The 13,489-nt window shown below is 28.9% G+C and carries 11 protein-coding genes and 1 riboswitch; of the genes, 8 read left to right on the top strand and 3 right to left on the bottom strand.

Annotated elements, in window-relative coordinates; translation table 4 throughout:
• Positions 1-137 precede the first annotated feature (137 nt).
• The 5 genes from proS to IM807_RS01025 all read left to right on the top strand — a co-directional run bounded on the left by proS (position 138) and on the right by IM807_RS01025 (position 5,565).
• On the top strand, positions 138-1,577 hold the full coding sequence (gene proS / locus IM807_RS01045) for a proline--tRNA ligase (protein ID WP_196362733.1): 1,440 nt from the start codon (positions 138-140) through the stop codon (positions 1,575-1,577).
• A 58-nt stretch (positions 1,578-1,635) separates the two neighbouring features.
• On the top strand, positions 1,636-1,965 hold the full coding sequence (locus tag IM807_RS01040) for a thioredoxin family protein (protein ID WP_196362732.1): 330 nt from the start codon (positions 1,636-1,638) through the stop codon (positions 1,963-1,965).
• A gap of 478 nt (positions 1,966-2,443) precedes the next feature.
• Positions 2,444-3,697, top strand: coding sequence for an Mbov_0400 family ICE element protein (locus IM807_RS01035; RefSeq protein WP_196362731.1), 1,254 nt, complete (start codon positions 2,444-2,446; stop codon positions 3,695-3,697).
• A 10-nt stretch (positions 3,698-3,707) separates the two neighbouring features.
• Positions 3,708-3,914, top strand: a complete 207-nt coding sequence (locus IM807_RS01030) for a hypothetical protein (protein ID WP_196362730.1) — start codon at positions 3,708-3,710, stop codon at positions 3,912-3,914.
• The gene (locus IM807_RS01025) at positions 3,895-5,565 is read left to right on the top strand and encodes a hypothetical protein (protein WP_230861148.1); all 1,671 of its coding nucleotides are present in this window, start codon (positions 3,895-3,897) and stop codon (positions 5,563-5,565) included. The genes IM807_RS01030 and IM807_RS01025 overlap by 20 nt, the downstream gene beginning before the upstream one ends.
• Before the next feature lie 33 nt (positions 5,566-5,598).
• Here IM807_RS01025 and IM807_RS01020 read toward each other — a convergent pair whose 3' ends face one another.
• Positions 5,599-5,805: a hypothetical protein gene (locus IM807_RS01020; protein WP_196362728.1), complete on the bottom strand. Its 207-nt coding sequence runs from the start codon at positions 5,803-5,805 to the stop codon at positions 5,599-5,601.
• 581 nt (positions 5,806-6,386) lie between these two features.
• Positions 6,387-6,478: riboswitch (TPP riboswitch) on the top strand.
• A 46-nt stretch (positions 6,479-6,524) separates the two neighbouring features.
• Here IM807_RS01020 and cypl point away from each other — a divergent pair.
• Both cypl and IM807_RS01010 read left to right on the top strand, forming a co-directional pair.
• The gene (gene cypl, locus IM807_RS01015) at positions 6,525-7,763 is read left to right on the top strand and encodes an ABC transporter thiamine pyrophosphate-binding lipoprotein p37/Cypl (protein ID WP_196362727.1); all 1,239 of its coding nucleotides are present in this window, start codon (positions 6,525-6,527) and stop codon (positions 7,761-7,763) included.
• Positions 7,750-8,520, top strand: a complete 771-nt coding sequence (locus IM807_RS01010) for an ATP-binding cassette domain-containing protein (protein WP_196362726.1) — start codon at positions 7,750-7,752, stop codon at positions 8,518-8,520. The genes cypl and IM807_RS01010 overlap by 14 nt, the downstream gene beginning before the upstream one ends.
• Before the next feature lie 180 nt (positions 8,521-8,700).
• Here the strand turns inward: IM807_RS01010 and IM807_RS01005 are convergent, their stop codons facing one another.
• Positions 8,701-8,898: a hypothetical protein gene (locus tag IM807_RS01005; RefSeq protein ID WP_196362725.1), complete on the bottom strand. Its 198-nt coding sequence runs from the start codon at positions 8,896-8,898 to the stop codon at positions 8,701-8,703.
• 139 nt (positions 8,899-9,037) lie between these two features.
• Between IM807_RS01005 and IM807_RS01000 the strand changes: the two genes are divergently transcribed.
• Positions 9,038-10,195, top strand: coding sequence for an ABC transporter permease subunit (locus tag IM807_RS01000; protein ID WP_196362724.1), 1,158 nt, complete (start codon positions 9,038-9,040; stop codon positions 10,193-10,195).
• 612 nt (positions 10,196-10,807) lie between these two features.
• On the opposite strand, the gene IM807_RS04185 is transcribed toward IM807_RS01000, so the two are convergent.
• Positions 10,808-13,486, bottom strand: coding sequence for an ABC transporter substrate-binding protein (locus IM807_RS04185; protein ID WP_196362723.1), 2,679 nt, complete (start codon positions 13,484-13,486; stop codon positions 10,808-10,810).
• Between the last annotated feature and the right edge of the window lie 3 nt (positions 13,487-13,489).

The raw sequence follows: 13,489 nt of genomic DNA, 5'->3' as shown, positions 1-13,489 counted from the left end.
AGAAATGGTATAATTTATTCAGATTTAATCAATGATTTAAATCTAATTGGTGCAAGCATATGTTTGTTGCCTCATGTAAATTAACCTTGATTTTTAGATCAAAAAATCAAGGTTAATTTGTTTTTTTTAATATTGAAATGAAAAAACTTGAAAAAATAACTCCTGCAAAAACAGATTTCGCAAAATGATATGTTGACGTTATAACACAAGCAGATTTGATGGCTTATGCGCAAATTAAGGGTACAATTTATTTTAAGCCCAACGGTTTTGCGATTTGGGAAAATATCGTTCATGTTGTTGATGCTTATTTTAAAAAACAGGGAATTAAAAATGTCTATTTTCCCTTGTTAATTCCGGAAGCGTTTATTGAAAAAGAAAAAAATCATATTAAAGGATTCGCACCGGAATTGTTGACAGTTACGCATGTTGGGGAAAAAAAATTAAATGAAAAAATTTTTTTAAGACCTACAAGCGAATTGTTATTTGCTGACTATTTTCGTAATGAAATTGCTGCAAATAACAATTTACCATGTAAATTAAATCAATGAAGTCAGGTTTTGCGGTGGGAAAAAACAACTAATCCCTTTTTGCGTAACACTGAATTTCTTTGGCAAGAAGGTCACACAGTGCATGCTAATTCTATTGAAGCTCGTAAATTTGCTAAAAAAATGATCATTTTTTACAAAGAATTTTTGCAAAATTACCTTGCAATTCCCACTTTTTTTGGTAAAAAAACAAATCGTGAACGTTTTGCTGGTGCAAAAATAACATATACAATTGAGTCAATGATGCAAAATTTCCGCGCTTTGCAATCAGCAACTTCTCATTATTTGGGTCAAAATTTTGCTAAAAGTTTTGAAATTTATTTTAAAAATGCAAAAAATGAACCCACAATTCCTTTTCAAACTTCTTGAGGAATTTCCACCCGCTTGATTGGCGCGATTGTCATGGTTCATGGTGACGACAATGGTCTTGTTTTGCCGCCAAAAATCGCGCCAATTCAGGTCAATATTCTTGAATTTTTTGCTAAAAAAAATCCAAGAATTAAAATTTTTACAGCAAAAGTTGCAAAAATTTTAAAAAGCAAACAAATTCGCTTTCAGATTGATGACACTGATGCCCAAATTGGTTTCAAAATTGCTAATTCTGAAGTTCATGGCTCACCTTTGCGAATTGAAATCGGACCTCGCGATGTCCAAAATCAGCAAGTTTGTCTAGTTCGTCGTGATAATTTTGAAAAAAAACTAATAAATATTGCTAATCTTAAAAACGAAATAACGTTAATTTTGGATCAAATTCAAGCTGAAATGCTAGCGCGCGCAACTTCACGCCTTTTTGAAAACACAATTTATGTTGATAATTATATTGATTTTGAGAAAAATTTGGAAAAAAACAAGTTTGTAATCGTTGCTTTTGATGAGTCAACTAAAAAAGAAGCCGAGATTCAGGCAAAAACAACTGCAACCGCTCGTCTTGTAATTCAAGAAAAATCACTTTTTGGTCTTCCGGCGGCAGCAAGATCACTTTTTAGCAAAAAAATGACATCTCGATTTGTTCTTTTTGCAAAATCCTATTAACAAATATTAATTTCTCCTTTTTTTAAAATATGATATCATTTTAAAAAAAGGAGAAATTATGCCAATTTTTGACCTACATGTAACTGACGATATTAAATCTAAAATTAACAAAAATGATGCAATTTTGCTTGTTTTTCATCAACCTGGTTGTGGAGCCTGCACACTTTACGAAACCACCATTGATGAAATTAATGTAAAACACGGAATTAATGGTTTGGTTGTTATTAGATTTAATGTTCGTGATAATATCCAATTTGCTCGTGAAAATAACATTCAGGGAACGCCAACAACCTTTTTGTATAAAAATGGTGAAAAAGTTTTCCAATTTGATGGTTACGTTGCAACAGAAACTTTAGAAAAACACCTTCAAAATTACAAATTGGTCTAGTTTATAAAGATCAAAAAAACCGCGAAATTGCTGTGCCATATTTAACTTCGTATCAAAGGTTCAGAATTTTTTTAATTTAGTGAATTAGTAATTGTTCTTCCTTTTTGCACTAATTTTTCAAAAAAATCACAATAGAAAATTTTTCTTTTTTTGCCAATGACTTCGCCGTTTTCATCACCTACTAAAATTTTTTTTCAATATCTATTAATTTCAATTTCAATTTTTCCGTATTCAGTTTTCAGTTTTCGTTTAATTTTTGAGTGAAGGCCTTGTTCAGAATTTTTAATTATTTTTTGAGAAAATTTTAGATCTTCTTGTTTAACTTTTGCAATTAAGCTTGCTAATAAAGTTTCTTTTTCTAATTCTGTATAAATTATAATTTTTCATTTTATAATAGAAATTTTTTTTAAAAAAAGAAAAAACTAGGAAAAATTAACTTTTTCCCCACTATAATTTATATTAATCAAAGGGAATTATTGTGGCAATTAAAGATTGAATAAAACTGAAAAAATATAGTCCATTTAAGCCGGATCAAACAGTTGTATTTAATAGTTTAGGAGAACCGATTGATTCCCATCCTGTAATCATTTTTTATGATAGAGATACAAAACTATATTATTATTTAAAATCTAGATCTGTTTATGACGATAAAGGGAAAAAGCGTATCCCTTTTCCTGGTGAAGTAGAAATACCAAAATCCGGAACTTCAAACGTCTATTTTACTCAGGATTCCTATGTGGATTGTTCACAAATTTTTTATATGAACAAGGACGAAATGGAGCAATATATTGAAAGTAATAAAGATAAAGAAAAACCTTGAATTTTAAAGGAATTAGACTATCAATATGTTATTGAAATTTTTAATCAGTTAATCAAACAAACAAAAGGAGGCAATCCTTATATTGTTTTATCAAAAGTTTCATATAGTGAAAAAACAAAAAAGATCACATCTTTTGTTAAATATGCAAGTGATAGACATTTAAATAATGATTATCGGAATCCACCAAAGCCTCGAAATAAGAAAAAGCAAAAAGTTGTTAAAGAAATAATGAATATAGTTCAACAAAATAGAAAAATTCATTATATAAAATCGTTAGAACAAATAATTCATTATGAAAAAGAACAATATAATGAAGTTCAGGTTTATGCTCCTTTAGCAAATTGAATTACTAAATTAAATGAAAAATATAAATGAAATAGTAAAGAAATAATTGAATATTGTAATAATTTAGTAGAAAAATTTAACAAGAATAAAAACATTAATTATGTTGTCCCAACATTTATTAATTGATTTACCATGAGTAAAGGAATGATAATAAATGGAAAAGAAAGTCTATTAAATGCACTTGAACAAAGAGATTTTCATTTTATGCTAACTTGATTTAAAAATAGGAATTTAGAACCTAGCTTAGAGTCTTTAGAAAAATTTAAAGAAGAAATGCAAATAGATACGAAAAGTAGGAAAATTAAAAATTGAGACTATTTTAATTATTTTGGTTTAGAACAAAATTTATTGGCAAAAATTAAAAATATAGCAAAAAGGGACAATGCATTTAAAAAAACATTACTGAAACTAGAAAAGCAACAGCAAACCCAAAACCAAGAGACAATCACGCGTGAATTTACCTACCAAAATTCAAATTTACTATCTGAAAATTTAGTTCCAAACCAAGCTCAAGAAGCTGAAGAAGAAAAAGATAAAAACAAAAAGAAACTAAAAATGAAGATGTAAGGAGAGAAATATGGAAATTGGGCATTTAATTGGTGCAATTTTCTCATTGATATTTTGGTCTAGTTTTGGAATTTATATTACAAAAGTTAAGCAAACAAACAGAATAAAAGCTTTTATTTCTAAAACAGCAAAGCGCAAACGAAATTTAACTTATTTTTATTTTTTAATTATAGCTTGTTTAATTTATGGAGTATTTTATGTTGCATTTGATCTATAAAAAATTGAAAAAACAAAAAATTTTATTATTAAGTACTAGTTTTTCATTAGCGCCAACTTTGTTAGTTTCTTGTTTTCAGCCTTATCAAGAAATGCAAAAACATATTTCTAAATCGCTCGTTCCTACCCCGGGTAGTTATAACCCAAAATCTGCAAATCCAGTTGCTGGAAATCCAATTTTAGAAGAAAATTCCGATACAATTACTAATTCGGTTTTAGGATTTAACGGACAAAAGAAAAACCCAAAAGAAGCAAAAAATCGCTTTAATGTTGAAAAAAATTACACCGAAGAAATTCCTGAAGCTAGTTTTATTCCAAATAAAGGCGGAACCGGGAAATATGGACTTTTGCCTTATTGATACTTTTTACAGTCAATTCCTGAATATCTAAAGAAAAAAGGATTTAATACTTATAAATATAATAAAGAAGAATATTTAAAAAGACTTGATTATTTTTATGAAAAAATTAGAGGATATTATAATCGCAATTTAGTTGATTATCAAAGTCCTGGAGTTCAAGGTGAAGTCGAAGTTTGAAAACAAGGCCTGCGAAAATCATATGAAGACTTTATAAAAAAAATGAATGGCAAATCAACTTATGATTTTAATGAAGATTTAACTGATAAGGATAAGGTTTCTGGATTAAATGATATTAGAATTGAAAATTTTTGACCAATCATTAGGCCCGAACTTGATAAATATAAAGCAAAAATTGACGAAAACGATGATGACCAAAAAAATAGAATTATCTTTGATTTTTTACTAGCAAACGAAAGAATGTGACCAGCTTTTGCCGATGAAAACGGCGAATATATCAATGGAAATAGAACAGATAAATGAAAAAATACTGCCAGATATTTCCGAGATGATTATTATATAAAAACACGATATAAGCCAAGTGATCCAGAAAAATTGTGATACGAATTAGGCTGGTTTATGCTCCGCCCGCAACGAATTATTAGTTCAGCTAATAAAGCAAGAAGCATTTTAGAAAGCATATGAGAAATTGAAAAACAATTTTTTGAGTTAAATGATAAAAATATTGAACCTGCAAAACTACTTGCTGGAAAATTAGCTAATCCAATTAGATCTTTTACTAATATACTAGAAAACTTTTTAAAACCACATAATCATTTAAATCTACGAAAAGATTTAGTTTTTAATATTGACGCTTCAAATAATCAAGACGACCAGTCTTTAATTGCTGATTTTATTGACTATTATAACCAAAAAATTGCGCCAATTATTTGAAGAATAAATTTAACAGCGCCAAAATTAGACACTTTGACTAACCTAATCCACGACAACTCCTACTTTAACACCTACCTTCAACCCCTTTTACCCAAAATTCAAGATCTACCAACTCAAGAAGATGCAAAAATTGGCAATAATTATTCTGAAGAACTTAAAGAAAAAGCACGCCAAGGAGCCAAAAAAGCTGGGCAAAAAGCTTGAGGGCAATGACTAAAAAACTATCAAGATAAATACGGAATCCAATTTAAAGCTGATCCTGAAATCGACAATGAATATTATGATGAATCAAATTCGTCGGTAGTAAAGCCAGAAAAAACTAAAGAAATTGAAAAAGAAAAACTAACAAAAGAAACAAAAGAAACAAAAGAAGAACTTCCAAAAGAAACAAAAGTAAGTTAAGTTAATAAAAACCACCCAAAAAGGTGGTTTTTATTAACTTAACTTTTTGAATTTTTTCCGAATTAAAAATCAGATACCAAAACTTAAAATTCCTAAAACAACAACGCTAACAGGAATAAATCAGTAAAGATTTTTGGGATTTTCCAGAAAGTTTTTACTATTTTCTAAATTTTCTAAATCAAATTTATAAGGCTCAAAATCAAAATTTTCAACTTTGAATTTTAAATCTTCTTGAGTCAAAAAATTCCCCGGTTTAAAAGTAATTTCCGAAATTTTATTATACCTAATTTTTGTGAGAATATTATCAAATTCTAGTGGAGTTAAGTATTCTTCTCAATTAAGTCCTCAAGGTGCTAGTTGTTTATTTAATTATTCTGCAATTATTTTTGGATCTTTAGAATTAATTTTGATATTTTCGAGCTTTATTTTTGATTTTTTTTTTTTTTTTGATGTATTAATATTCGAAATAACATTAATATAACCAGGTAAATTTATGCCTGACAGAATTAGATTTCCTTGGGATTTTGTTGTATCTGAGTTACCTTGATAAATGTTAAAAAGAGGTTGATTATTTAATGTTTTTGGGTCAAAGCGATAATTATTATCAAAATTAGCTTGATTATTTAATAAAAGTTGAATTTGTCTTTTATCTTTTGTAGGATTACTTATTCCTTTTAAATTAATTTTTAAATTTTTAGGCGGTGAATTAAAAATATTATGATTATCTTGTACTATTTTTTGTATTTGTTTTAAATCGAACTTATATTTATTTCCAACCTAAAAACTTAAAAATAATGTTGATTTTTGTGTTATAATTAAAACACGGTAAACAGAGGTGCTCATTTTGGGCTGAGAGAAACTCTTAAAAGTTGAACTAGGTAATTCTAGCGTAACGAGTTGGCCATTTTTTTGTTACAAAATCCTGTTTGCTAAAATTTATTTTAAAAAACAGGGTGAATATGTTGTGAATTAAAAAATTTGAAAAAAAAATACTACTTTTTCCACTATTTTTTTGTGCCAGTTTTGTTTTTTTGGGCTCTTGTGGTGACAAAATAAGTCCAGAATCTAGGCAAGATCAGCCAATAAGCTTGAACTGAGACACAAAAATAAATCTTGGATTAGGGCAAAGTTGGTTTGATTTAAAGGAAAAAGATCCTAATCGGATTAGCAAATTTCTTGAAAATTTGACACTAGAATTTAATAATTTACAACAAAAAAATCCTGAAACAAAAAATTTGCCCCCTGTTAGTTTTAGTTTTATTGGAAATGATGACTCTAAGACGAAGATAATTCAGTTACTTTCGTCTGATAATTCCGAAAATGCACTTGATTTTTCAATTGCTGACGCGACGACAACAATTGAAGATGATCCTGAAAAAAAACTTTATAATGGTTTACAAACCTTGACTTGATCCTTCAAAAATAGTTCAAATGAGCCAAAATTTTATCAAAATGGGCTTGATGATGATCCACTTCGGCAAAGTGCAAAAAAATTAGACCTACTTTTCAACGAAATTTCTTACAATAATTGGTCTAATCTTGCAAGTGGGGCGCAAAAATGGGATGGAATTGCCTATCGTTTTTTTTACGATGAATCAGTGCCAAAAAAATTAATTTCCTACTATCGCGGAATGATTTTAATTGCAGGCAACCAGGAAAAATTGGCAAAAATCCGTGATGCTTGAGAGCAAAAAAATTGAGAAAAATTCCGTAATTACGGGATAATTCACGGAAAACAGACTTCTGCTGGCAGATGAAAAATGCAAGCTGATTTGATCAAAAAGCACTTTGGCAAAAATTTTTTCTTTGCAAGTTTAAGTGAAGATCTATTGGAAAATCCGGACAAATTTATTCAAAAAGTGGACGGGGTTTCGATTGGACAAGACAAAAATTTCAGCATTAGCTTTGATGATGAAGCATCCTTTGCTTGAACAAAAAATACGGGCAATAAAAAACAGTTTTACCCAACTGAAAAAGACGGAAAAATCGAAGTTTTCATTCTCACTAATCCTTCTTCGTATGATATAGGCTCGTTTCGGCCAGGTTTTAACAGGGTTCAAGCCGACATGTTAGTTGAGGCTTTTATCAATCTTGCCAAAAACGGAAAGGACACCTACGGACCCAACGTTGGTTACAACGGATACCGTCATGTTGACCAAAAAGACCCTGAATTCCGTAGAATTCATGAACAAAAGTAGCCAAAAAGAGTGCTTGATTTTTGAAAATTTTTCCTTTCGTCTTCATAGAAAAAGTCAAAATCTTGTTGAAAAAATTAGTTTTGAAATCTGTGAGGAGGATGTTTTGTTCATTTTAGGCCCAAGCGGACAAGGAAAAACATCGTTTTTTCTTGCAATTTTTCAGGAAATTTTTGTTTCCGGAAAATTGATTTGAAATCAAAAAAATTTGCTTGAACAAAACAAAAAAGCAAAAAAAAACTTTGCAAAATTGATTAGTTATCTATCGCAGGATCCAACTTCAATAAATTTTCAAACAGTTTATACAAATTTAGCAAAAAATTTGCCAAACTATAAAAACTTTTTTTACAATTTTTTTACAATTCCAACAAATGAACAAAAAGAGGAAATTTTTGATATTTTAGCTAATTTAGGTCTGGAAAATCATGCTTTTTTTGCTTTTCAAGATCTTTCAGGTGGACAACAGCAAAGGGTTGAAATTGCAAAATTAATGTTGCAAAAACCAAAAATTATTTTGGCAGATGAACCAACATCAGCGCTTGATCCAAAAAATTCAAAAAAAATTATTGATTTGATCATTAATTTTGCAAAAAAAAATAACTCAATTTGTCTAATTGTCACACACAATCTTGATTTAATTAAAAAATACAAAGGGAAAATTTTAATTATAAACGAAGGTAAAGGAGATTTTTATGAGTCTTTCACTAAAATTGAACAGGAAAAAATCAAATTAATTTCTGGCGAGAGCAATGCAGAATAATTTGGTTTGGTTTCAAAAAAGAGCAAGTATAAAAAAGTGAAAAATTATTATTTTTCTCGTATTTTTTCTGCTTTTTGTTATTTCCTTTTATTATATTTATTCACCAATTAATTTTAAAGGTTGAGAAATTTTTAAAAAAAATTTGCTTAATTTATTTAATTTTTCCAATTTTCACCCAAATTATAGTAATTCGATTCTAGAATTAAGCATTAAACTTTTGTGAACAACAATTAAATACACAATAATTGGAACATTTTTTGGCTCAGTTTTTGCTTTTTTTACTGCACTTTCAAGTTCAAAATTGATGAAAAATAAATTTATTAAAATTTTTTTCTGGTGAGTTATAATAATTTTAAAATCCTTCCCAATTCCCTTCATAATTTCTCCCTTTCAGCTTATTTTTCCATCAAAATTGGCTGCAAGTTTAATTTTGTTTTGGTTCTCATGAATCTGACTTCACCGATATTTTCACTCTTTTTTAAATACACTTGACATATCTGGATATCAAAAAGCGATTATGATAGGAAAAAATCGCTTTTTTGCATTTAAAAGTGAACTTTTTCCATTAATTGTAAATAAATTTTTTGCACTTTTTTTATTTAGTTTTGAATCTAACATTCGCTGAACAACAATTATTTCTGCAACAGGGGTTCTTGGAATCGGCCTTTTAATTAATGATGGATTACAAAATCCGGTTTTGGGTTGAAAAATTATTGGAATTCCTTTATTGGTTTTGCTTTTTTTATCAATGCTTATTGAATTTTTGCTCTTATTTTTTAATAAATTTATTTTTTGTAAAAAATCTCTAAAAGTGGCGCAAAAAAACAAATTTTTCCTGTTTTTAAGATTGAATTATGACCGGATTATTAAGTTTTTTTTCATTTTTTTAGTCCTAATTTTGCTGATTTTCAGTATTTTTGAGATTAAAAATTGGACAATAAATTTTGCTGAATTGAAGACTTTTTTTAATTCGCTTTTCCTTTTTGATAGCAAAATTTTTGCGCTAGGAAAACTTGACAATCCAGCTTATATGATTTTGAGTCTTAGCGCACAAGTTGTGGTTGCGGCTGGAATCATTATGGTTTTTTCTTTATTTTTTGCAATTCTTGCAAATGAAAAATTAAATAATTTTCTTAAATCGTTCAGTTTTAAATTTTTATTAAATTTTTTCCGTGTAATTCCAACAATAATATTTTTTTATCTTTTTGTTAGTTTTAGTTTACAACCAATTTTGCTAGTTGCGGTGTTAATTGGTTTTAATGGAGCGATTTTGATGGCCAAAAAGCTGAATGAAACGATAAATTCGCTTGATTTTCAGAAGTGTAAATCATTAAAATTGCAAAATTGACAAAAATGAAAAATAATTTTTTATCACATTTTACCACTAATTTCTAGTGAATATTGGAAATATTTGAACATTGAAATTTCAAATTCAGTACATAATTTGCTTCTTTTTGGAATTTTAGGTGGTTCTTTGCTCGGGCAAAAAATATCAGTTTTATCGCAAAGCGGAATAACTGGAAGCAAGATTGGTTTTTTTAGTTATTCCTGAATTGCATGAAGTTTTATTATGATTATTGAAATAGCATTGGCATTTTTAGAGAAAAACTACTTCAAAAAATTTTATAAATCAGTAGAGAAAATTCAGAAAATTAGTTTTTTTCAATGGTTTTAAGACGGACTCTATTTTCATTTTTTTTCTAACATGTTCATTTTTAAAAAATTCAGTTGGCTGGTTTACAAGCGAATTGCCTTTTGGCAACATTGATTGTTGGATCTCCTTCTCCTTTAAAAAACAAACAAATTCTAGTAGAATTTTTTATTTTTTGCTTATCTTTTTTTGATTTCTTATTTTCGTCTTTTAAGTTCATCAAAAATATTGCAATATTAATTCCGCGCTTTTTTTAAGGAACATTTTCCATTATTTCTTGATAAATTCCACGATTATTTTTAGAAGGATCGTTAATTGTGTATTTCTTTCTTGGTCTGCGAGGAAATTTATTTTTACCCAAGCGCTTATTAGACTTTTCATACCGTTATTGAAAAGCTTTTGTTGTCAATTTCGTATTAAATTATTTCCATAAACATGCAAAATTGTAGTTTTATTCCTTGAGATTCAGCGATTTTGATGTATTTAATTTTCTGTTCAACTGTGAATTTATATTGTTTCATTTTGACACACCCTTTCTTAATGTGTCTGAAATTAATATACTAATTTACACAAAAAATCAAGCTTTTTTAAATTTATATAATTAATTAGGAATTTTTTGTTAAAAAATTTAAAATTTTATTCTTTTCCATCTTCTGGAGTAACAAAATTAACTTTAATGTTTTCAACATCAAATGCAAATTGGAATGAATTGCTTTCACCAGCGCGAATCCGGTTTATTGTTCAAAAAGTGTCAACTTCCATAACGGGGATAATTGGCACAAATTCGCGAATTATTTTTTCAAAAACAATCACAAATTCAAAAACCTTATTTTGTGTTCAACCATCTTTTTTTTCTTGGTCAGTAAAAAAACCATTGAAAAATGCGTCAATTCGCGAATTATACTGATCTAAAGTTTCAGCAAAATCGGGAACTAAAATTGGTTTGCCATTAAAATCATAGGCGAGATTTTTCTGTTCTTTATCAAGAAAAACTTTTTTGTAAATTGGCTGACCATTAGCATCTTTTTTTACTTTTCTTGTAATTAAATCTTCAAATTTTGCCCGGAAAATCGGCGAAATTTGCAGACGCTCAACTAAACTTTCACGCTGACTCTCGCTTAAAGAATTTCACATTTTTCAATATGTAAGTGAAGCTGCTGGATTTGATTCAAGCCCCGAAAATTTATTATCAATTGGTGAGATTTCATCAGGGCTAAAAAAGGCTCTGATATATGAATGTGGTTGGGAGCTTCCAATGTTAAAGAAGTCAAAATTTTTTACTGTCAAATCAAAATCACCGTTGGAGATTCGCTGCTGATAAATTCCATCTGGCAATCTAACAGGGTCAATATTAATAAAATTATCGGAATTTCGACTCAAAATATCGTGCAAACCAGTTGCAAATTTTTCTGCATTATCATCTTTATAAATAAAATTTAATACAACTTTTGTTAATTTAGGATGTTTTTTGCGAAAACGATCCAAGAAAAATTTAGCAGCTTGAACATTGTAAGAATTGTCGACTCGTGATGTTGACTCAAATCAAACACTTTTTGCAAGATGATCGGCAAAATCCTGAGCCAAAATTGGAAAAGTTAATTGCTTTCCTTTTCCATCTGGAACTTCTGATTGATAAAATTGGTTGGTAAAAAAAGTCTCAAGTGGATAACCTCTTGAAGTCATAATATTATCAAAATTTGACCAAGTAGTTTGTGTAAAAGAATGGTCAAGTCCATATAATTTTAGCAAATCTGCACGATCAATTGCATAAAATAAAGCTCTGCGGAGGTCAGGATCCTGAAGAAATGAAGAAGATTTTTTAACATTATCAAGATTAATTTGAATTCCAATTGTGCCAAATCCAGTTTGCTTTTTCATATACTGCCTTGTTTTTTGACTTGCTCAAAATTTAGCCTGAAAAGTCGAAGGAATTTTCGTTTCGGCAATGTAACCATCCAAAAATAAGGATGATAATAATTCTGGTTGTTCAGCGAAAAAAATCTTAATTTTTTTTGGTACAGTTTTGTCAGCAGAGTAATAACTTTGTTTCTTGGACAAAACCATTGAACCTTGTGAACCAAGGTTTAATTCAGAAATTTCAAAGGGCCCATTGGTAACAAACCTTGATAGATCAGTGCCAAAATTAGCAATTCCGCCGGCTTTTGTTTCCACAAATTCACGATTTATTGGCACAATTGTATCAGGAACAATAATTTGACGAAAAAGATTAATAAATTTTTTTGCGCCTGTATCCTCAAATTGAATTCGGAGACCAAATTCATCGCCAGGCAAAAAATCAAATCTTGGTTCTAGATTGGGCCCATCAAAAATTTGCGCTGGATCTAAAAAAGGATTTTTTGTTAATTCAATTACTTTTTTGCCATCTTTTGTAGCAACGTTAATTTTGGTTGAATTAGCACTGAAATCAGGATTTAAAGAGAAATTTTCCTTAACAAGTTCAACAACTTGTTTATTTGTCATTTGTTCAAAAACCTGGCCAGTGTACATGCCAAAATCAGCCATTAAGCTCTTGAATTGTTGCACGAATTTTTCGTCATTTTCACTTTGAGATTGAAAGATTTTTTGGGAAAAATCAAGTGAAAACTCACTAGTTTTTGGATCTTTTTTGTAATTTCTTTGTCCAAAGGGATTTAAATAGGGTTTTCCAAATTTAGAAACATAATCTTGCTGAAGTGAAACAAGTTGTTGCGCATTTTTAATGTTCAGTGATAAAACCTTAACTAAATTAGGTGAGGCAACATTGATATTTAAAATATATAAAATATAATCAATAAAATTTTGTGCAACAACTGGTTGATTATTTGATCATTTTGATGCCCCGTTGTTTAAAAAAATCGTTGTTGAAACAAATGATTGTGCCTCATTTTGGATTCCAATAAAGGATTTTGCTTGTCCAGCGGTTGGAATAACTGAACCAACTGTCATTCCAAAGTCACTAATTGGGTAAGAACTACCGGCATCACTGATTAATTTGGGGTTCTTCATGATTTTTGTGCCACTTGCTGAACCTAAACTTGTTTCATAAATTTGAAATGAAATTGGCGGTAAATTCAGTTTAGCACCATAAGATTTTGATGCAGATGGACCCGGTTTCACAAAAGATTCAACAATTGAATTCAAAATTTTATGTGAAGAATTATTTTTTACATAATTTAAGGTGTTAATTGCTGGAGTGGCGATTCCAAAATCAAATTCAGCACGATTTTTTTCAAGAGCTGTTGTACAAGAAGCAAATAATGGAACTGAAAGTAACAAAAAACTATTTAAAATCAAGGTTTTTTTTAATTTTTTCATATT

It is taken from the genome of Mycoplasma sp. 'Moose RK' (assembly GCF_015708155.1).
In the GTDB taxonomy this organism is placed as follows: Bacteria; Bacillota_I; Bacilli_A; order Mycoplasmatales; family Metamycoplasmataceae; genus Mesomycoplasma.
This window is presented reverse-complemented; position numbering and strand designations above follow the sequence as displayed.